We start from the raw sequence: 21,498 nt of genomic DNA, 5'->3' as shown, positions 1-21,498 counted from the left end.
CGGTACTGCTCTTGTTGATTTTGAAATCGATTACAGAAACACCAAATCAAAAACCAAGGAGAGGATTACGATGGCAAAATGGGTGAAAGTGCTCACTTCGCGTGATTCCGCCGACCGCTTGCAGCCGCAAGGGGAAGTGGCGGTTCAATCCAGCGCAGCAGCTGGCACGGAACAGAAGCTGAAGGTTCTGCCGGAGCAGACCTACCAAACGGTGATGGGATTTGGCGGTGCGTTCACCGAAGCGGCCGCTTATACGTTGTCTCGGATCAGCCCGCAGAAACGGGAAGAAGTGATCCGCAAGTATTTCGATCCGCAGGAGGGGCTGGGATATACGCTGGGTCGCGTGCACATCCACAGCTGCGACTTCGCGCTGGAGAACTACACGTATATCGAGGATGGCGATGTGGAATTGAAAACGTTCGATATTTCCCGCGATCACAAATGGGTGATTCCGTTCGTTCATGATGCGGCGAAAGTTGCCGGGAAGAACATCACCATACTGGCCTCTCCTTGGAGCCCTCCGGCTTGGATGAAAACGAACGGCGATATGAATCACGGCGGTCAGCTGAAGCCGGAATATCGCGAGGTGTGGGCGTTGTATTATACGAAGTTCATCAAAGCTTATCACGAGGCTGGCATCCCGATCTGGGGCATCACGGTACAAAATGAACCGGCGGCGGTGCAAACCTGGGATTCCTGTATTTACAGCGGCGAGGAAGAACGTGATTTCGTACGGGATTACCTGGGTCCGGTGATGCACCGGGAAGGCCTGTCGGACGTCCATATTCTCATCTGGGACCACAATCGGGATATTATGGTTGAGCGTGCCTCTGCCGTACTAAGCGATCCCGAAGCGGCGAAATACGTATGGGGCACCGGCTTCCACTGGTACGTCAGCGAAGCGTTCGAGAACGTTGGCAAAGTGCATGAGCTGTTCCCCGACAAGCATCTTCTGTTCACGGAAGGCTGTCAGGAAGGTGGCGTAAAGCTTGGCGAGTGGTTCACCGGCGAACGCTACGGCCGGAACATTATCGGTGACTTGAACCATTGGAATGAAGGGTTCTTGGATTGGAATTTGGTGTTGGATGAAACGGGCGGTCCGAACCATGTAGGCAACCTATGTGATGCGCCCATCATCGCGGATACGACAACCGATACCCTTCACTACAACAGCTCGTACTACTACATCGGGCATTTCAGTAAATATATCAAACCGGGAGCTGCCCGCATTGGCTTGGAAGCCCAAGCTCCGGACTTGCTGGCTACTGCGTTCCGTAATCCAGACGGCAGCATCGCGGTTGTCGTGCAGAACGAAAGTGATGTAGCGCAGCCGTTTGCCCTGGAGTTCGGCGGTGAGGCTGCAAGCGAAACGTTGCCGGCGCATTCGATTGCGACATATATCATCCAAGGCTAGTTACATCCTTATTTAATGAACGGAGGGATAGTCCTTATGTCGAATTATTCTTTTGAGGGAAATGCGTTCGTGATCGAGCAGTTTGACCGGGCGAAACCGTTCTCCAGCTTCCTTCCCGGCCTTGCCGGCATGAAGGGGATTCCGATGTGGACGTTTTATGTGAACCGGGGGCAGTCGGTCTGCAGCTTTGGGATCCGGGACAAAAACAGCCCGATCATGGAATTCTCCCCGGCCAGCATTACGTATCAATCGGTTGCGATGAAAGGCTTCCGGACGTTTATCAAAACCGCAGGGAAAGCGGGGATCTATGAGCCGTTCCAAAGTGCCTTTCCTGATGCGTCAGCCGTTCGCCGTATGCACATTTTAACCAATGAGCTGACGATTGAGGAAACCCATGAAGCGCAGGGGCTGCGGGTGAAGGTAAGTTATTTTCAGGTTCCTAATGATGATTATGCGGCACTGGTCCGTCAGGTGGAGGTCACGAATATTTCCGGAACGCCGGTGCAGCTGGAAATGCTGGATGGGATGCCGGAGATTCTTCCGTATGGGGTAGAGAACGCCGGCTACAAGGAAATCGGGAATCTGCTGCGCAGCTGGATGGAGGTCGACAATATCGAGAATGGGATTCCGTTCTATCGGGTCCGTTCCAGCACCCATGATGAGGCCGAAGTGAGCGAGGTGCAAAGCGGACATTTCTACCTCACCTTTGGAGAAGACGGGAAGCTGCTGCAGACGATAGCCGACATTGCGGTTATTTTCGGCGATAATACGTCGCTGGCGTATCCCGACCGTTTTGCCGAGCAGCCGCTGGCCGCATTAACGGCGGCACCGCAGTATTGCACCAATAAGGTGCCTTGCGGATTTTCGGCATTCGCTGCCGAGCTTGCCCCCGGCGAAAGCCGCCGCATTTACACGTTGATCGGGCATATCGAAAGCGTGGAACGGTTAAATCGCAAAGCGGCCGAGATTGCCAGCCCGGCTTACATTGCCCGCAAGCATGCAGAGGCCAGCCAGTTAACCGAGGATTTGACTGCAGACATCGCCACGAAGACAGCTCTGCCGCTGTTTGATGCCTACTGCCGGCAGAGCTATCTGGACAATTTTCTGCGCGGCGGGTATCCGTTTATTTTCGAAAATGGCCGGGAAGGGTTCGTGGTTCACCTGTATTCCCGGAAGCACGGTGATTTGGAGCGGGACTATAACTTCTTCTCGATCGCCCCGGAATATTATTCGCAGGGCAACGGCAATTTCCGCGATGCCAACCAAAACCGGCGCAACGATGTCTATTTTCATCCTCGGGTTGGAACGTTTAATATCCGCACGTTCTTCAGCCTGATACAGGCAGATGGTTATAATCCGCTAGGCGTGGAAGGCACTACCTTCCGAGTTCCGGCTGAACGGGCGGAGGATCTATCTGCCTTCCTGGAGAAGGCGGCGGCCGATCATCGAGAGGAGCTGGCTGCTCTGTGCTTGGGATCGTTTACTCCGGGCAAGCTGATTTCGCTCGTGAATCATCGTGGCATAAGGCTGCTTGTAGAGGAGAATGAGCTGTTGACCGGCGTGCTATCGCTCGCTGAACAGCAAATTGAAGCCTCCTTTGGAGAAGGCTACTGGACGGACCATTGGACTTACAATATGGACTTGATTGACAATTATCTTGATATTTTTCCAGATCGTAAAGAACAGCTGCTGTTTGGAGAACGGGAGTATACGTACTTCGACAGTCCGGCCCGCGTCCTGCCGCGCAGTGAGAAATATGTTATCAGCGGCGGTAAAGTACGCCAATACGGCTCGCTGGTGCACGATGAAGAGAAGATGGCCCAATTCGGCCTGACACTCAAGAGCACCAACTGGCTAAAAACCGAACACGGCCGCGGTGAAATTTACCAAACGACCTTGTTCGTCAAGCTGTTGTCGCTGGGACTGGTCAAATTTGCCACCTTAGATCCGTTTGGCATGGGCGTGGAGATGGAAGCGAACAAGCCGGGATGGAACGATGCGATGAACGGCTTGCCTGGGCTGTTTGGCTCGGGGATGAGCGAAACCTTTGAGTTAAAGCGGCTGCTGAAGTTCGTTCAGGAAGTTTGTACTGAAGCTGTAGCCGCTGGCAACGACCTAGTCGTGCAAGTGCCCGAGGAAGTTGCTGCGCTGCTCAGCGAAGTGGAAAGGCTGCTGGAAGCGCGTTTGGCAGGGAGCCTGGAGGCGTTTGACTATTGGGATCAGGTGACGACGGCGCGTGAGAAATACCGGGATGCTATTCGTTTCGGGATCAGCGGGACGGAATCTCCGCTGGAGCTTCAGGCGATCGGCCGGCTGGCGGATCGCATGCTGGAGCAGATCGAGCGCGGCATCCGGGAGGCGATCCGACTGGGCGGCGGCGTGACACCTACGTATTTCGCCTACGAAGCGGCGGAATTTGAGCCGGTGACTGATGCCCAAGGAAACCCGGTGATCAGCGGATACGGTCTGCCGAAGGCGGTCGTGAAGAAATTTACCGTGCGCCCGCTGCCGCATTTCCTGGAAGGTCCTGCTCGATGGTTGAAGACGGTTGAGGACCCTAACGAAGCCAAGCGGACTTATGAGCAAATTCGCCGCAGCGACTTGTTCGACACCCAGCTTCAAATGTATAAAACCTCCGTCAGCCTAGATACGGAGACCCATGAGATCGGCCGCATTCGCGCCTTTACGCCGGGGTGGCTGGAACGGGAATCGGTGTTCCTGCATATGAGCTATAAGTACTTACTGGCGCTGCTTAAGAGCGGTTTGACCGAGGAGTTCTTCTCCGAGCTTCGCACCTCGTTAATTCCGTTCCTCGATCCGGCAGTGTATGGCCGCAGCACGCTGGAGAACTCCTCCTTTATCGCGACGAGCGTAAATCCGGATCCGGATACCCATGGCCGCGGGTATGTCGCCCGGCTTAGCGGATCCACCGCCGAGTTCCTCAGCATGTGGATGACGATGATGGCGGGGAAACGGATCTTCCGCCTGCATGAAGGCAAGCTCCGGCTTGCGCTGAATCCGCGCCTGCCCGGTTGGCTCTTTGATGCGCAAGGCGAGGTGTCGTTCCGCTTCCTGGGTACGACGGAGGTCATCTACCGGAACCCGCAGAAGAAGGACACTTATGGCCCGAATGCTGCAGTGATTCGCCGGTTGATGGTGCAGAAGCACGATGGATCGGAGCTTGCGGTAGACGGTGCTGTCATCGATGGCGAGTTGGCCGAGGAGATCCGCACCGGCACGGTGCGTCGGATTGTAGCAGAATTAGTCTAGCGAGAGATCATTGAGGTTCAAGGAAACTCCGGATGAGCGCGAGGTAACGATGCCTTGCGTTTGTCCGGCGTCTTTTTTATGCGTGTAGATGGTATAATTAGGTCATCATTTACGGGGAAGGCAGGAACCAGCGATGCATCTAGACATCAACAGCGATCGATTCGAGATTACCGCAGAGGGGCTTACGGTGGAGCTGTTACCGAAGGAGTTCGCGCTGTTTCAGTTCTTGTACCGTAACGTGGGCCGGACATTTACCCGAGAGCAACTGCTGGACAAGGTGTGGCCTCTGGAATACCCGGTCGAACGTACGGTGGACGACCATATCTACCGGCTTCGCAAAAAGCTAAAGCCTATCCATGGGCTGGAGATCAGGACCGTTCGGGGCTTAGGCTACAGCCTGGTGCTTCCGGTTCCTCATCCCGCAGAGGGAGTCATTCCAACCTTAGCGGACCCGGAGCTGCATGAGACGATGCGAGCGCTTTTCAGTAAATACCAGCTCTATGGCCAAGGGCGTTCGATGCTGACGCTGGCGCGCCAACAGGATGTGCTGGGTTATCAACTGGACCCGTTCTATTCGGTGTACATTCAGTTTGTTCAAGGCGATTTGGACTGGCTCTTAAATAAGAGCGAAGCCCCTTTGCGGGACCGCTTGTTCTACTTGCTGGTGTTCTTCTGCCTGACAAAGAGTCCGGAGCAGACCTTGCCGGTATGCGAGCGCGTGCTTGCCCTGAAGTTGCTGCCGCCCCCTTATCATAGGGAGATGGAGATTCTGACGATTTTGGACGTCTATACGCTGGCCGGTGAGCCGAACAAAGCGCTGGAACGCGTGAGCTTCAGCTATCGCGTCATCGCGGAGTTGAAATATGACAGCTTCATCCCGCAAATCACGATCGCTGAGATGCTGGCTCATGTGGTGGCAGGATCACCGGAGCCCCAAATTGCGAAGCTGGCGGATGCCGTAGAAAATGGGATGTTGAACGAGAAACCCTTCTTAAGAGAGATCGGCAGTTATAGGGTGGTAAAAGGGTTGTGGCTACAGCGGAAAGGGGAATCGACGGAGGCGGAAAAGCAGCTGGACGAAGGGCTGACGGTGCTGGATCGGTCTGGCTTCGTGCCGCTTCGATTACACTCCCTATACCGAATCGTGAATGTTTTCGCCATGTTCCCGCCCCCCTTAGCGTTGCAGCAAAAATACCTGGAATTATACAACCTAGAACTGGATCGGATAGGCGTCACCCGCTTGTCGGCTGGGCTCGATGCGGTCATCCGTGAACAGTTAGCTTGATCTGGAAAGTCGCTCTGATATTCTTCTGACATTCCTCCGCTACATTGATCTTAGTTGATACGAAACTAGGTTGGTTGGAGGAATAATCATGACAGGTAATGTACAGGCCGGGCCTGCGGGTCTGCTTCGCAACAAAACTTTTACGCGCGTTTATGCGGCATATACGGCGGCGACATTTGGCGATTGGTTTGACATGCTGGCGATTCAGGTGCTGGTGGGATACCGCTGGGAGGCTGGACCGCTTATGCTAGCGCTGATCCCCGTAGCCAACGCTCTACCCAGTGTCCTGCTTGGGTCCTTTGCCGGCGTGGTCGCCGACCGGATCCATCAGTTGAAGCTGATGCGACTTTGCGATCTGCTGACAGCGGCACTCACCCTGATGATTCTGCTCTCTCCGAACATGCTGTGGTTGCTTCCGGTGTTAACGTTGCGCGCAACTCTCTCTACCTTTATAATTCCCGCCCAGCAATCATTGACGCGCAGTATCGTTCGGGAAGATCAGCTATTTCAAGCGACCTCGCTGAACGGCTTCGTCAACCAGGGCTCTAAAATCGCCGGTCCGCTGCTTGGCGGCTTCGCACTAGCCCTGTTAACCCCCGAATGGTGCATTCTACTGAATGTTTGCTTTCGGATGTTTTCATTGCTGATCCTGCTCACGATCAAAAAGGCGGAAGTTGAATTCCAGAAGGCCGGACGAAATCCTGGTCGATCTTCCTCCTCGGCTCTGGAAACGGTTGAAGATACGTCCCTCCGTACCATGTGGATCGAAGGCTTACGTTTTATCCTGAAAACCCGGCTTTTACTAGTAACTCTTCTGTTTGGTTTTGTCGCGACGGCAGCGATCCAAATGATCGATTTTCAATTCACCAGCCTATTTCGGGAAATTGCCCCTCTGAAGGAGGCTTATCTCAGTTGGATGGTTGCTGCGGCGGGAATGGGTGCTGTGCTGATCATAGCGGTGCTTAACCGTTGGAATAAGGGGGCGGCGGGTTACGCATGGAAATTCAGTGCCGGATACGGGCTGATTGGAATGGCCGTCGGCGGTCTGGGCCTGCTTCCCACGGGGAGTGCGGCAGTTCCCATCCTGTTGCTGGGATTTGGATTAGGCGTCGGCAATGGGGTGGTGGTCGTCACGTTTAATTACTGCTTGCAGAAAGAAACGCCAGCGGACATGGTCGGCCGTGTCTTTGGTATCCAAACCTCCCTTTGGGCTTAGTGATGCTCGTAGCTCCTTTACTCGGAGGACTTCTGGTCGAATGGATCGGACCAGGCCGATCTTTCATATACTTAGGTGGAGTCATCGCAGCGCTTGGCTTGTTGGTGCTCACGTTGGGGAAAGTACTGTGGCGTTCGGAAGAAGTGTCCGTTGTGCAAAGTGACGCGAACCGAGCAATAGAGGGAATATAGATCTGTTCGCCGGAAGGCGAACATTGTAACGCAGGAGACAGCTCCTGCGTTTTTTTTGATAGAAAATTAAAACTATTCATAGATAAAACTAGCTATCCACGGTAAAATAACTGTGGCACGTCTCTTCTAAAAAAAATTATCACTATTTCCATAAATTGAAGGTTATTGCGAGATTTTAATCGAATGGTATAAAGTAGCCCTGCTCAGATCCTTTCGAACTGAGGCGCGTCAACCGGGTTAACACTTTAGAATATCTCCAGAGGTGTCTAATGAAGTCTTTGATCAAAGGATTTGTCGTCTTGTTTGTCATATTCATTGCTGCATTTTACGGTATTATTTTTCGAAATTCGAGTGCAGTGGGCTCGGAGGTACAGCAAATTAGAAACTGGCAGGTCACTTGGACGGATCAGTTGGATCCCAATCCGAGCAAGGAATGGCTAGAGGCACTGGACGGCTGGACGAGTGTAAGCGCGGGAGAAGAGAGCCCGGTGAAGCCGGAGAAGGGTAGTGTTCAGTGGATCAAAATCATCCTTCCTCAAATCACCGAAAATTCCCAGGTCGTATTGATCGATAAAATATATGGTAAACACATTACGGTAAATTTGGACGGAGCGAAAGTATTCGAATCCCAGCGCAAGTTTAACTTTAGTATCAATAGTGTGCTGGTACCGGTATCTCCACAAAATTCGGGTCAGACGCTGTATATCGGCGTATCCTCAACGACAAATACCATCGGGATCTTTGATCCGATTCGGATCGGAAATAACCAGGAATTGATCAAGAGCTTTGTACGCGGCAACATCACCGACTTAATTTTGGGCAGCACGCTGATCTTCATCTCGGTAATTATGTTGTTCTGTTCGGTTTTCCTGAAATATGTGAACATGCCGATGTGGTTCTCGCTGTGCGCGGTTATTTTCTCCAGCGGCTTGCTTGTGCTGACGTATTCTCCGTTTGTTTTTTGGCTGTTTGACTATACGACGGCGGGCAGAATACTGGTGGTCATGTTTGACTTGGCTTTATTTATTCTGCTTCCTTCGTTTATCTTTTTCTTTGAGAAAATCTTTGGTCCTGGTTATTTTGCTTTAATTCGGCGCTCGCGCAAAGTGTTTGTGGCCTTCTCCGCGCTTTGCATCCTGTTGCTGTTAGCCAACGAGTTGTCCGGTAATCGTTACTATGATATCTATAAGCTCATTACGACTCAATTTGCCGGTTATCTGATTATCGCGCAGTTTCTGATCTTGGCGGGCATTTTAACCGTTTATGTGGCGAAAGGGAACAAAGAGGCTCTGATCTTTCTGGCCGGGGTCCTCTCGTTTACGCTGCTATCCGCAGGTGAATTGATTTGGTATTACTTTTACGACGGATACTATAAGCTATTTTTGTGGAAATTAGGTATCGTGTGCTTCCTGACCTCGTTGATTATCATTCTGGGCCGAAGATTTGCAGAGAATCACAGGCAAGTCGTGGAATACTCCAAGCAGTTGGAGATGTTTAATAACGAGCTGCAGCGTTCGGAGAAGATGGAGATCATCAGCGAATTAGCCGCCTCGGTCGCCCATGAGGTCCGCAATCCGTTGCAGGTGACCCGAGGTTTTTTGCAATTGCTAGTTGAGAAGCAGCAGAATTCGGACAAGGTGTATTTAAGCATGGCGTTGGAAGAGCTGGATCGCGCTTCGGCGATTATTACGGACTTCCTCACGTTTGCCAAGCCGGAAGGCGGCAAGGTAACGACGCTGAACGTGCTGGAGGAATTTATTCATATCGAAGGGATCTTGATCCCTCTGGCAAACCTGCAGGGGGGCAAGATCACAGTTCATATTCCTAAAAATCTATATGTGCGCGGCAATTCTTCTAAATTTAAGCAAGCATTTATTAATATCATCAAGAATAGCATCGAAGCGCTTCGGGGCGAAGGGGACATCCAAATTTGGAGCTATGAAGAAAACGATAATGTGGTGATCCATATCAAGGACAACGGCGAGGGGATGGACGAAGAAGTACTGGCTCGCCTGGGTGAGCCATATTTCTCTAACAAAACGAAGGGCACAGGCCTAGGTTTGATGGTGACGTTCCGGATTATAGAAGTAATGAACGGTCAAATTCATTTTACGAGCAAAAAAGGAGCAGGGACCGAAGTCGTTATCCGCTTCCCTTCCGTTCAAGTGGAGGAGTATGCTTTGGGATAAGTCGTTCGGCCCCTGCTCGGGTGCTAGCGAAGATCGTAAGGGGTTATTCGCCCCAGATTCCTGCTGGTTTAATTTTGCTCATGACAACTTTCTCCGGTTGAGGCGGCAATACGACGTAAAATTCGTCGGTGCTTTCCTCGACCGCTTTAATTTTGATGTGATCCGGGAGAACTACACCTAGTGCCTCCTGGATCGCAGCTTTCGGGTCGGCAAGCAGCTTCGCTTTGAAGCTAGGATCTTGCCAAGCTTTTTCCACAACTTGCGTTTGAAGGAGCGCTCCTGATGTCATAAGATCACCCTTTCTCAGTAAAAATAGTTATATTTTCCTTATTACTATAACATGGAATTCGCCAGAACGCTAGGATAGGATCTTCTGATTGCTAGGTTTAGATCTTCTGATTCGCCAACCAATAGGCTAAACCGCCCTGGGCTAGCAAACTTCGCTCATCTTTTAAACTTTCAGCTCCTTGGCGGAGATTGGTTCTGAGATAATCGTGGAACTCGTGCAGGTGCGTTAGACCCGGGGCGTTTGCCTCTAATATCGCTGCGTTCTGATCCGTTCGTTCGGCAAAAATGAACAGGATATCCCGAACATGCAACGCGTGTTTGACTTCATCCGGTGTAGGTCTGCGATCGGAAGGAATCTGCAGTTCATGCTGTACAACGGAAATCAGAGAATTATAGCTTCCTTCTCGCAAATCCTTCTCCCAATCCTCCCAATCATCCAGCATCTGCAGCGTCACCAGCACGGCATCCACGGCAGATTCGAAAGGAGCAATCAGTTGGTCGTGTTCGGTCAGGAGCAGCATGCCCGCCACCGACAGCTTCACAGGGGAGGCTTTATGCGCAATACGAACCGGATTGTCTTGGAAGAAGTCATGTTGATTTTCTAGCAAGACGGCTTCTGCCCATTCGGCAGTATACTTCCGGTAATAACTCCAAAACGGGGATTCGGAAGTAAACAAGGCGGCGTAAATCCGAGAAAATTCAAGCTGAAGCAAATTCGCCAGCGGCAACCTCCACTTGTCCCCCGCCTCTGGATTGTCCATCACTTCATCGATTAAATGGTAATGCAGCATGACCAAGATCATGGCTGCGGTCAACTCGCGGCTAAGCTCTGGCTTGGCACCGGCAGCCTCCTGCATCCAGAATGGAAGTAAATAGCATATGTAGTTCTGGGAGCCAGACTTTTTTAACGCGTGAAATTTCCCCAAATAATTGAGAGCATGTCCTCGGAATTCTTCCGGCAGCTCGGATAGAACCTTCTCAGTTTGATCGAAAGCCGCCTCTAAATCTTTTTCATAGCTATGAAACCAATTCCAGTTCACAAATCGAACCTCCTTTATAGGAACCATCCTCTTCATTATATAGGAAAATTTGTAGACAAGGTAGTTTGCTAGAAACTCTTGCAAAGCCCCTTAGGATGCGAGGGGCTTTGCCTTATCTTTAGTAAAGGTTAGAAAAGTTGATGAATGCCGATGAGAATTAACAGCAGACCGGAAATGACGGTGGCCCGATTCCCAAATTTCTCTGCGGCGACCTTCTCGGCCAGACCGGCGCATGCGGCCAGCAACAGGTAGCTGAACAAACCAACGGACAGCGAAGTATACCAGATGTTCAGTTGGGTGATACCGGCATTAAAGCCGCCGGCCAGCGCATTCATGGCTAAAGCGATCCCGAGGACAATCGATTCGCCAAGACTGATGGATTTGGAGCTGTCTTTATCTGCTTCTTCAGGATTGCGCAGCAGGCGGGTCAGCGGATTGACATCATCCTCTTCCTGAATCGAAATGTTCTTCTTCTCCAGAAATGGCTGCAACAGCACCCATACACCAACCCCAACGATCACAATCGTTCCGAGCAACTGTCCGATCCAGGGATGGACCCACGAGGATAACCAGCTTCCGAAATAACCCGACACCAGAGTGGCCAAAAAGGAAATGGCGGCGATGGCCAGATTGGAATACCAAGGAATGCGGATTTTTCGTACTCCATAGGCGATACCGACTCCCGCATTATCCAAGTTGGACGCGAGTCCAATGGCGATGACGGCCAACAGACTGTAAGAACCCATGATGTTCGCTCCTTTGCAATACATGATGACACAGCATATGCCCAGAAGAGGGAAATGGTTTATGGCCTAGCATCATCTTGTTTGCTGAGACACCCGGAACGGTTGATAAAGGGTTTCCATTGTATTCAAGAAAGTAGTATAATGTCCACAAGGATACTCGATGGGAGTGATAAATGTGCTTGAAAACTTGTTGCGTCCGTCTCACTTGCTGCTTCTAGTTATCGCAGCATTGTTGTTATTTGGTCCCAGCAAGCTGCCGGAATTAGGGCGCAGCTTTGGCACGATGCTCAAGGAGTTTAAGAGAGGCGCACGTGGGGACATTCTCGAAGACGAGCAGCCGCAGAAAGCGGAAGTTCAACCCGCTGCAGATACGAATAAATCATCCTGATGCCATTAACAAAGACCCTGTTTGGGGTCTTTTTTTGTGGGGGATTCCGTACAATACAAAGCGCGTGCTACCGGGAAGAACCGGGCACGCGCTTTTGGGTTGGAACGACTAGAAGGCCGTTCGCTTTCATTTCGTTTCGTTAGACTTGCAACAGCAGCAGAATGATGGACGACAGTCCCAGACAGGTGCTGATCAGGTACAGGAACATAACCACCTGCTTCTGATTTAATCCGGCCCGAAGCAACCGATAATGGACTTGGCTGGCATCGGCGACGTAAGGTGATTTTCCTTGCAGCATCCGTTTGATCACGACAAACAGATTATCGAAAATCGGTACGCCAAGGGCCAGCACCGGAATAAACAGGGACAGGACGGTAGCCTGCTTGAATGCGCCGTCCAATGCGATTACCGCAAGCATAAACCCAAGGAACGTAGCTCCCGCATCGCCCATAAAGACTTTGGCTGGCGGTTTATTGTACCGCAGGTAGGCCAGCGTCACCCCGATCAAGGCAACCGAAAGCATCGCCGAGTTGGTCTGCCCTTTGGTTAATGCCACTACAAACAGCGTCACGGCCGAGATCGCGGATAATCCTCCGGCCAAACCGTCCAGTCCGTCCGAGAAATTGATGACGGTGGTGACGCCAAAGATCCAGAGAATCGTTAAGATAAACTGGAGCCATGCCGGCAGCAGGACATAGTCGCCGCTAAAGGGATTCACGAAGCCGCTGAAGGTGATGCCGGATGCATAAACGAGCACCGCAGCAGACACTTGAACGATCAGTTTAGGCAGTGCCGGAAAGTCTTTGCCTTTCGTTTTGTACCAGTCGTCGACGGTCCCAATGGCCAGCAATAGCACTCCGCCTGCAAACAATGCTCCCGTCTCCCAGGAGAAGTTGCGCGTGAACAGCAGGTATGCAACAAAGAATCCGGCAAATATCGCATAGCTGGCTGTAAGCGGAATTGGCTGACGATGGATCTTGCGTTCGACGTCCGCTCGGGGTTTGTCCACGAAATCCAGACGGAAGGCCAACTTGCCGAGCGGGGGAATCAGAAAATACACGATCAGAAACGATAACAGAAAAGTACATAAGTATAAAATCGCTACTCACCACCAGATGTTAGACTCAGGCTATTGACTATTATAAAAAGAAAACGGGACAATGTCGAATACTTGTATCACCCGCATCCTAACGTGGAGATGAACGAAAGGGCAATAATGTGGTACATTAGAGTAGATACGACTGCTTTTGCAGATTAACTGCGCTGGATAACCTTTTAGGCAGGTACGGAGGGATTTGGAATGCAAGACGATTACGCGCGCAAGCTGGAAGACCAGAAAAGCTTGTTTCGACAATTAGGAATCAAGCTGGATGCGCTCTCCATTCACGAAAAAGATTTTGACGCCAAAATGCGGGGCTACGATAAGGAGGAAGTTGACCGCTTCCTCGATGACATTATCGTTGATTATGAACGCTTCTACGATATTATTACCGATCTGCTGGACAAATATAAAGAAATCCAGCGTCGGCAAGCGTATTGGGAAGAGGAGAAGAAGGCTTTGGCCCGCAGACCTTCCTTCGACATGGAAAATGCGGTGGACCGCAGACTGGTGGAGGACGGCATTCGCCAAGTGGAACGAAGCCTGGAGCAATTTAAGCTGCATTTGCGCGGCGAGCGGTAAATGGAGTTGAACCGAACCGGAGAATACTACCGGTTCGTTTTTTTTTTGCATAGGTAAGGGAAAAGAGGTACAGAATAAACCTGATGTTGGTTGGTATTTCATGCAATATTCATGAAAATGATGGTTGCATATCTAAAAGTGGAGTGGTATGATATAAACAAGATTTAGATTTAGTCTAAATTTAATTTAGTTCAAGTTTTAGGTAACTGTCACAATGGTACGTTAAATATTTCATATGTTGAATGGAGGAATTCACAATGGCAAACCAAACCTTAACCCAAGCAAATCAAGAACTTCAGAAACAACTGAACCTGCAAATCGCAAACTGGACGGTCCTGTATACGAAGCTGCACAATTTCCACTGGTTTGTAAAAGGTCCGAACTTCTTTACACTTCATGAGAAATTCGAAGCCCTTTATGACGAAGCGGCTGGTTATATTGATGATATTGCTGAACGATTGTTGGCCATTGGCGGCACCCCGATTGCAACTTTGCGTGAAGCCCTAGCGACGGCCAGCATCACCGAAGCCAGCGGCAAGGAAAGTGCTGAAGAAATGGTAGCAGCCGTCGTGGCGGACTTTGCAAAATTGGACAGCGAGCTGAAGGAAGGCATGGAAGCGGCAGAAAGAGCAGAAGATGAAGCAACAAGTGATCTGTTGCTCGGTATCGTCTCCTCGCTGGAGAAACATCGTTGGATGCTGAACGCTTACCTCGGCAAATAAGTTCTTGCCGAATACATGAAAGACCTTGCCCAGCAAGATGGCTTGCTGGGCAAGGTCTTTTTTAGCAATTACATGACTTTAAAACGTTCGATCATGGAATGAAGCCGCTCCGCTAGGCTGGACAGGAAGCTGGCGGAAGCATCAACCTCTTCCATCGCAGCCAACTGTTGTTGGGAGAATGAAGACATCTCCTGTGCGCTGACTGCAGTCTGGCCGGCGAACTTCACGATATCGTCAATCGACTTCACCAGTCGTTGTGAGTTGTTTGACAGGAGCCGAACCGCTTCGCTGATATCCGCAATCGATGCAGCGGTAATTTCTGTTGAAGCTGCGATGTCACTAAAGGAAGCTCCAGCGCTGCTCACGAGCTCGACGCCTCGCTTCGTTTCACGGACGGTCTCATCCATTGCACTGCTGGTGAGCTCAACCTGCCCAACGATGTGGGTGATCAGCTCACTGATTTGCTGCGCCGAGGCAGCGGAACGTTCCGCCAGCTTGCGGACCGAGGAGGCAACGACGGCAAATCCGCTGCCGTATTCTCCCGCGCGGGCTGCTTCGATTGAAGCATTTAACGCGAGAAGGTTAGTTTCAGCGGCGATGTCGGTCATAATGTCCAGGATGCTCTGCACTTCTTTGGAGCGGCTGCCCAGCTCCTCAACAATCGCAGAGAGATGAATGATTTTGGCTTCCATGGTGGACATCTGTGCTACGCTGGACTGGATGGCTTGCTCCCCTTGGTTGGATGCATCGGAGACCTGCTGCGCCGATGCTAAGACGCCTTCGGCATGGCGAGCAATCTGACCAATCCGTTCGGACATGTCATGCAGCATGGTTGCCCCGGTTTCCAGGTTCGTGAGCTGCCGCTCCGACCCGTCGGCAAGGGATTGGGTGATTTCTGCCGCATGTTCACCCGCTTTTCCAATTTGCTGTGCACTCGCGGAGAGCTGCTCAGAGGAGGAGGCCACATGCATCGAAGTTCCGTTCACCTCGGTGATCAACTCCCGCAGGCTACTAACCATTTTCGCAAAATTTTGAGTTAATTTGCCGATCTCGTCCTTACCTTGACGCACGTTAGTCTGCACAGTCAAATCGCCCTCGGCAACCCGTTCTACCTGCCGGGACAACGTTTCCAGCGGCCGAATCATCCGGTGGATAAAGAAGTACACAAATACAACTGCGGCGAGCAGGACGACGATGCCGATGATGAATGGCAGGAGCAGAATGTCACGAGTTCTCTCGCCGATGATCGAGGCGTCGAAGTTAATGACCATAAGACCGATGATCTCTTCGTTAGGGTCATGATTTTTGAAGATCGGGCCGTAACCGGTGAGCAGCTTTACGCCATCATAAGAATAGACCTTGGTGTATACAGGATGCTTCATCTCAAGAATCATATTCCGGTCCTGCTCATTGAAATAAAAAGCGTCTCCTGCTTGGTACCCACGGCTTTTGAGATTCTGGTCGGCCGCAAGAATGGTGCCGTCCAGGGACATCAAGAACACTTCCTTAAATAACGATTTATGCTCTACCGTCCAGTTTAATTGTTCCTCCAGCTCCGCAAGGCCGCTGCGGTCACCGGAGGCAAGACGGGAAACCGCTTCCGGATCCACCAGGCCGGTGGTAATATTAGCACAGCCGACCGTTTCAATACCGACGGATGTCTCGACCTCACGATACGACGTCTGATAAGCAAATATCCCGATGAGTGAACCAACTAAAAGCAGTAGTCCGATCAGGACAGAGGTGATTTTTTGAGCGAAACTCATGTTCCATCTCCTATCTCCCAAGCTTGAAGAGTGTATATGCTAGCAGCACTAAGACACATTATATAGAGAATAAATGTGCTGGATGTAACTAATCGCACGTTGGCGTGTCGAATTAAGTAAAAAATTGAGAAAAAAATCACAAAAGGTGACGAATCATGTCAATTAACGAAGATAAATGGAGATTATTTATCGCTGTCCCTCTTCCGCCAGAGATCAAGCAGAAGCTGGAGACGTGGTGCAGCGAGCAAAAAACGAGGTTGGATTTCAAAAAGTGGGTACACACGGAAGACTACCATATTACCGTGCAATTTCTGGGTGATACAGCTCCGGGGCGTTTGGATGAGCTGCTGGCGGCTTTGACGCGGGCAGCAAAAGGGATCATCGGGCCGTTGGAAATGGAAGCGACGGGGATTGGCACCTTTGGACGTCCGACAAGTCCCAGTGTGTTATGGGCTGGCGTCCGAGGTGATGTAGCCGGGCTGGAGAGTCTGCATAGCCGGGTGACGTCGGAGAACCGGGCACTTGGCTTTGTGCCGGAGGAAAGACGTTTCAGTCCGCATATTACGTTGGCCCGGAAATTTCGGGAAGGGGCCAGATTAGATCCTGCAGCGTTGCAGACCCAACCGGATTTCGGCCGCTGGACGGCCGATCGTCTGGTCATTTATCGTACGCATATGCATAAGCGTCCGATGTATGAGGCGGTTGGATCTGCGCTGCTGACTTAGTTGGCCTGCTGCTCAGCAGGGCTGGCCGTCTGCAGGCGTATGCGGACCGGAGCGGCAGCCTGATACAGCAGATGAAGCACGGCTTCGGCGCAGCGTTCGGGCTGATAACCGGGGTGCTGCAAGGCAGGCTCCGGCCAAGGTTGAAGATTCGAAGCGTGCTGATGGCGAATGTTATCAAACCACTCGTCCAACACGTCCGGTGAGGTTAGCTCCGCCCCATAGCCGTGTTGCACGAAGTATTCGCGATTCTTCTCCTCTTGACCTGGAATCGACTCAAAGAACAACATTGGGATGCCTTTGGCCATTCCCTCGGTGCAAGTCATTCCGCCGGGTTTGGTAATCAGAAGGTCAGAGGCATCCATCCATTTGCCGATTTGCCGCGTGAACCCAATCACCTTCATGTTTGGATGGTGAAACGTTGGATGTGCACGCAGTCGAGCAGCAAGCTTCTCGTTGCTGCCGGTGCAGCAGACAACTTGAATGTCCTCTCGCCAAGCCGCTAGTTTGTCCAGTAGCTCCTCACGAAGCAACAATCCCCAACCCCCGCCCATGACGAGGGCTGTAGGCATATTTTTTAACCCTAATTCTTCCCGGGCGGACGCCTTCTCTTGCTTGCTCCAGAAATCCGGGTGCACAGGAATGCCCGTCACCTGTACCTTGGTGGGAGCGACTCCGCGTTGGACAAGCAAAGCTTTGACCTCAGGTGCGGAGACGAGGTACCGATCCACGCCGGGACTCATCCAGGAACCGTGGGCATCGTAATCTGTGATGAGCGTGCACAGCGGCACATTCACATCTGAATTAAGCTTCAGGTAGGACACGATAGCGCTGGGAATCGGATGCGTGCAGACGATCAGGTCGGGCTGAAGCTGCGCGATTACTTCGGCTGCATGAGTATAGAACATTTTATGCAAAGCCAGGCGAGCAAACTTGCCAACCGGCTTCTCGTATTTGTGCTTATAAAACAGGCCTACCAGTGCAGGACTCGTATTCACCGTCATCCGATATGCGGATAGGATAAGCGGTGCGACTGTCGGATTCAGAAACGAGCCCAGCTCCATCACTTTCGTCTGGATTTGCGGGTTCTTCCGCTTTAATCCGGCTGCCAGCGCGTGTCCGGCCTGGGTATGTCCACTTCCAAAACCTTCCGATAGGATCAACACTCTTCTTTTTCGCATGAGGATATCACCTGCTTCTTCTATATAGATCGTTCCGATTCATGGCTTCCTAATACTAAGTTTATGTTGATTATATTCCGGATTAAAGAGGCTCGAGACGGGTCGATCCACTGGACCTAGGTCGGGGAGAATCAGAGCCAACGGGATATGGAACAAGCTGGTGAAAGTGAATGAAACATTCTGAAAAAAACATCTTGCATTTCTATAGCAAGTGGAGTAAAGTATGAATTGACCAAATGACCAAAAATGAATTTCAGTCATTTTTTTGGCCAGGAAATGTGTTTCCATTATTCATTCCAAGCGCAGGGAGGTGACATGGATGGCTGTAGTAGATCGCCGTAAGCTCGTTATCGAAGCAGCTGAAAAGTCCTTTGCTTTATTTGGCTACAAAGCGACGACAATGGATCAAGTGGCGAAAATAGCAAATGTGGCGAAAGGAACAATCTACACCTTCTTCACGAACAAAGAAGAACTGTTCGATGAAATTCTGCGTTCCGTCATTACGGAGATGAAGCGGGTGATCGAGCCGGAGATTGATGAGGAGAAGCCCTTCTTTGAGAATTTGCACCGGGCGATGGATGCACTGCTGGGATTTCGCCGTGAGCATGAGCTGCTCATTAAGTTGTCCCAAGAGGTTCGTGACTTCGGCACCCCGAAAGCCAAGGAGGGATTGGAGCAAATCGAAAACGCGATTCTGGAATATCTGGAGCGTCATCTGTCCCGGGCAGCTGAGCGGGAGGAGATTCGCTCGTATGATCCCAAGCTGCTCGCTTTCGTCGTGTTTAAGCTCTATATCGCGTTAACCTCGGACTGGAACAAGAATAATCCGCCTTTGAGCAAAGAGCAAATCAAGGAGTTTATCCACGATTTTCTAGCTGGAGGCTTGCTTCTGCCAAGGGAAGTTTAAAGGAATTACATTTAACTATTAGAGAAAGAAGCCACCAAGGGGAGAGAAAGCAAAAATGAAATCATTAAGTGTATTTTTCAAGGATATGGGGGCCACCTTTAAGAATCCTAAAGTGTTGATCCCGATTCTTGTAGTGCTGTTCATTCCCGTACTGTATAGCGGCATGTTCCTGACGGCCTTCTGGGATCCGTACGGGAAGATGAACGAGCTGCCGGTAGCGGTGGTGAACGAGGATGTAGGCGCACAATACGAAGGGAAAGACCTTAAGGTCGGCGAGGACCTCGTTACTGAACTAAAGAAGAGTGACGATTTCCAATGGAAGTTCGTCACCCGTGAGCAAGCGGAAACTGGAATGAAGAATAATGAGTATTACATGACGATCATCATTCCGGACAATTTCTCTTCACAAGCGACCACATTGATGGATGAAAATCCTTCGCCGGCTCAATTGATCTTCGAGCCAAACGAAGGTTACAACTTCCTGGCCGCGCAAATCGGCGGTACGGCTGTGAAAGAGATCAAATCCAAGGTGTCCGCCAAAGTGACGGAAGCCTATACGGAGACCTTGTTTGACCAAGTGGAGAAAATTTCGGGCGGTCTCAGCGAGGCCGGCAACGGGGCCAGCACCCTCAACGAGGGAGCGGTGAAGCTCGATGATGGAACCAAGAAGCTGAAAGAAAATTTGGCGAAGCTCGTTGACGGCACGATGAAACTCGAGGACGGCGTTGCTCCGCTGGAGAAAGGTACACAGTCCTTATACCAAGGCATTAATGATGTGAAAGACGGAGCGGGCAGCCTGGCCAGCGGCTTGACGCAGTTGGAAGCTGCCAGCCAACAGCTGGAAGCCGGCGCTAAACAAGCGCATCAAGGCGGTACCCAGCTACAGACAGGGCTTCAATCGTCGCTGGAAGGCGCGAAGAAGCTGGAAGCTGGCTTGACTGCATCTGAACAAGGCAGCGCCCAGTTGCAAACTGGTCTGGAAGCGTCGGTCCAAGGCAGCGAGAAGGTGGCTGCAGGAGCGAACAGCGTGGCGCAAGGTTTAGAGCAGCTGGCCCAAGCGAATCCGGAACTCGCGAAGAACGCAGCGGTTCAGCAGTTGATCGCAGCCAGCAAGCAGGTTGCCCAAGGCAGCGAGCAGCTGCACCAAGGGAATCAACAATTGCTGAAAGGCAGCCAGGACCTGCACAACGCTCAACAGCAGTTGCTGCAAGGCGGGAAGCAATTAACGGCAGGCCAAGAACAGTTGCTGCAAGGCATGACTGAGCTGAACGCCGGACAAGAGAAACTGGCGAGCGGCTTGCAGCAATTTAATGGCAAGCTGTCGGAAGCAACGGCTGGCGGTAAGAAGCTGGCAAGCGGTGCCGGGCAGCTGAGCGCAGGCGCCAAACAACTGCTTGGCGGCGTTGAGCAATTATCTGGCGGCGTAGGTACGTTGGCCGACGGTTCGAAGCAACTGGATGCAGGTGCGGGTGAACTGAAGGACGGCATGACCCAACTGACGGAGGGCTCGGGCGAGCTGGCTTCAAAGCTGACCGATGCCGCAGAACAAACCTCTGGCGTGAAGAAAACCGATGCGCTTGTGAACATGTATGCTCAGCCGATCGAGATCAATGAGCAGAAGGTGAATGAAGTACCTAACTACGGCACGGGCTTTGCTCCATACTTCTTGTCGCTGGGCCTGTTCGTCGGTGCGCTGATCTCGACGCTGGTGGTGCCGGTCAGAGGCAGTTCGGTGGCGGAAGCCAGTGGCTGGAGCCGCTTCGTAAGCCGTACGTTGACTTTTGCCGGCATGAGTCTGCTTCAGTCCTTGCTGGCATCTGCACTGGTTCTTTATGGATTAGGGCTTGAGGTTAAGAGTGTTCCGCTCTTCTATCTCTTCGCCTTTGTTACTAGCTTGTGCTACATGTTGATCATTCAAGCACTTGTCACCTGGATGGAGAACCCGGGACGGTTCTTGGCGATCCTGATGCTGATTTTCCAACTGACGACCAGCGCAGGAACGTTCCCGCTCGAACTGATTCCGAACTGGATGAAAGCCTTCAACCCGATCCTGCCAATGACGTACAGCGTCAAAGGCTTCAAGGCGGTCATCTCCACCGGCGATATGGCGATGGCTTGGGAAAACATTGGTTGGCTGGCCGTGTTTGGCGTTGTATTCCTGGTGTTTACACTGGTGTACTTCCTGCGCCACGAACGCAGTACAGAGCGCAGTCCTGAAGCCAACCTGAGCGTACAGTCGCACTAATCGAATCATAAATATAGAAGATCCGCTCTCTGGATTTCTGGAGGGCGGGTCTTTTTCTGTAGGGGAGATATTCCGGCACCGAGCCTTTTGCAGGATGATCCCGTAATCATCAGTCGAGTTGGGTCGGGACACATTTTATGCGGGGACATAAACTCTATAGTAACTAAGTTCTCGATCGGGTTATGGACGCTATGAGCAACGGATGGCAGGCTCGACTATTTTCTCTGATCAAAAGGGATAATGGTGC

17 protein-coding genes are annotated in these 21,498 nt (G+C 51.5%); 11 read left to right on the top strand and 6 right to left on the bottom strand.

Annotated features, from left to right (window positions below; all coding sequences use genetic code 11):
• The first annotated feature begins 70 nt into the window (after positions 1 to 70).
• The 5 genes from C812_RS13555 (at position 71) to C812_RS13535 (ending at position 9,565) form a co-directional block, all read left to right on the top strand.
• Positions 71 to 1,414, top strand: a complete 1,344-nt coding sequence (locus C812_RS13555) for a glycoside hydrolase family 30 protein (RefSeq protein WP_016313216.1) — start codon at positions 71 to 73, stop codon at positions 1,412 to 1,414.
• A 36-nt stretch (positions 1,415 to 1,450) separates the two neighbouring features.
• Positions 1,451 to 4,684, top strand: a complete 3,234-nt coding sequence (locus C812_RS13550) for a hypothetical protein (RefSeq protein ID WP_016313215.1) — start codon at positions 1,451 to 1,453, stop codon at positions 4,682 to 4,684.
• Positions 4,685 to 4,817: 133 nt separating this feature from the next.
• Entirely contained in the window at positions 4,818 to 5,969 is a 1,152-nt protein-coding gene (locus C812_RS13545) for a winged helix-turn-helix domain-containing protein (protein WP_016313214.1), read from the top strand.
• 88 nt (positions 5,970 to 6,057) lie between these two features.
• Positions 6,058 to 7,185 carry an MFS transporter gene (locus C812_RS13540; protein ID WP_016313213.1) on the top strand — a complete coding sequence of 376 codons (1,128 nt, stop codon included), beginning with the start codon at positions 6,058 to 6,060 and terminating at the stop codon, positions 7,183 to 7,185.
• A gap of 460 nt (positions 7,186 to 7,645) precedes the next feature.
• Positions 7,646 to 9,565: a sensor histidine kinase gene (locus C812_RS13535; protein ID WP_016313212.1), complete on the top strand. Its 1,920-nt coding sequence runs from the start codon at positions 7,646 to 7,648 to the stop codon at positions 9,563 to 9,565.
• 43 nt (positions 9,566 to 9,608) lie between these two features.
• Here C812_RS13535 and C812_RS13530 read toward each other — a convergent pair whose 3' ends face one another.
• The 3 genes from C812_RS13530 to ytaF form a co-directional block, all read right to left on the bottom strand.
• Positions 9,609 to 9,854, bottom strand: a complete 246-nt coding sequence (locus C812_RS13530) for an NHLP leader peptide family RiPP precursor (RefSeq protein ID WP_009226249.1) — start codon at positions 9,852 to 9,854, stop codon at positions 9,609 to 9,611.
• Between the two features lie 97 nt (positions 9,855 to 9,951).
• Positions 9,952 to 10,893, bottom strand: coding sequence for a hypothetical protein (locus C812_RS13525; protein ID WP_016313211.1), 942 nt, complete (start codon positions 10,891 to 10,893; stop codon positions 9,952 to 9,954).
• A 128-nt stretch (positions 10,894 to 11,021) separates the two neighbouring features.
• On the bottom strand, positions 11,022 to 11,639 hold the full coding sequence (gene ytaF, locus C812_RS13520) for a sporulation membrane protein YtaF (protein WP_009226251.1): 618 nt from the start codon (positions 11,637 to 11,639) through the stop codon (positions 11,022 to 11,024).
• Between the two features lie 160 nt (positions 11,640 to 11,799).
• On the opposite strand from ytaF, the gene C812_RS13515 reads away from it, so the two are divergent.
• Positions 11,800 to 12,027 (top strand): twin-arginine translocase TatA/TatE family subunit, encoded by a 228-nt coding sequence (locus C812_RS13515; RefSeq protein ID WP_009226252.1) that lies wholly within the window; start codon positions 11,800 to 11,802, stop codon positions 12,025 to 12,027.
• A gap of 139 nt (positions 12,028 to 12,166) precedes the next feature.
• On the opposite strand, the gene C812_RS13510 is transcribed toward C812_RS13515, so the two are convergent.
• Positions 12,167 to 13,126, bottom strand: a complete 960-nt coding sequence (locus C812_RS13510) for an MraY family glycosyltransferase (protein WP_028539018.1) — start codon at positions 13,124 to 13,126, stop codon at positions 12,167 to 12,169.
• 201 nt (positions 13,127 to 13,327) lie between these two features.
• Between C812_RS13510 and C812_RS13505 the strand changes: the two genes are divergently transcribed.
• Both C812_RS13505 and C812_RS13500 read left to right on the top strand, forming a co-directional pair.
• Positions 13,328 to 13,708, top strand: a complete 381-nt coding sequence (locus C812_RS13505) for a DivIVA domain-containing protein (RefSeq protein ID WP_016313209.1) — start codon at positions 13,328 to 13,330, stop codon at positions 13,706 to 13,708.
• A 257-nt stretch (positions 13,709 to 13,965) separates the two neighbouring features.
• Entirely contained in the window at positions 13,966 to 14,430 is a 465-nt protein-coding gene (locus C812_RS13500) for a Dps family protein (protein ID WP_016313208.1), read from the top strand.
• A 68-nt stretch (positions 14,431 to 14,498) separates the two neighbouring features.
• Here the strand turns inward: C812_RS13500 and C812_RS13495 are convergent, their stop codons facing one another.
• Positions 14,499 to 16,196, bottom strand: a complete 1,698-nt coding sequence (locus tag C812_RS13495) for a methyl-accepting chemotaxis protein (RefSeq protein ID WP_016313207.1) — start codon at positions 16,194 to 16,196, stop codon at positions 14,499 to 14,501.
• 155 nt (positions 16,197 to 16,351) lie between these two features.
• Here C812_RS13495 and thpR point away from each other — a divergent pair, with 155 nt between their 5' ends.
• Positions 16,352 to 16,921, top strand: coding sequence for an RNA 2',3'-cyclic phosphodiesterase (gene thpR, locus C812_RS13490; RefSeq protein ID WP_016313206.1), 570 nt, complete (start codon positions 16,352 to 16,354; stop codon positions 16,919 to 16,921).
• Here the strand turns inward: thpR and C812_RS13485 are convergent.
• Positions 16,918 to 18,099: an MGDG synthase family glycosyltransferase gene (locus C812_RS13485; protein ID WP_016313205.1), complete on the bottom strand. Its 1,182-nt coding sequence runs from the start codon at positions 18,097 to 18,099 to the stop codon at positions 16,918 to 16,920. The two genes, thpR and C812_RS13485, sit on opposite strands and share 4 nt — an antisense overlap.
• A 319-nt stretch (positions 18,100 to 18,418) precedes the next feature.
• On the opposite strand from C812_RS13485, the gene C812_RS13480 reads away from it, so the two are divergent.
• Entirely contained in the window at positions 18,419 to 19,006 is a 588-nt protein-coding gene (locus C812_RS13480) for a TetR/AcrR family transcriptional regulator (protein ID WP_016313204.1), read from the top strand.
• A 55-nt stretch (positions 19,007 to 19,061) separates the two neighbouring features.
• Positions 19,062 to 21,251: a YhgE/Pip domain-containing protein gene (locus tag C812_RS13475; protein WP_016313203.1), complete on the top strand. Its 2,190-nt coding sequence runs from the start codon at positions 19,062 to 19,064 to the stop codon at positions 21,249 to 21,251.
• The last annotated feature ends 247 nt before the right edge of the window (positions 21,252 to 21,498 follow it).

It is taken from the genome of Paenibacillus barengoltzii G22 (assembly GCF_000403375.2).
Taxonomy (GTDB): Bacteria; Bacillota; Bacilli; order Paenibacillales; family Paenibacillaceae; genus Fontibacillus; species Fontibacillus barengoltzii.
The sequence above is the reverse complement of the archived record's forward strand: the minus strand, read 5'-3'. Positions and strand labels throughout refer to the sequence as shown.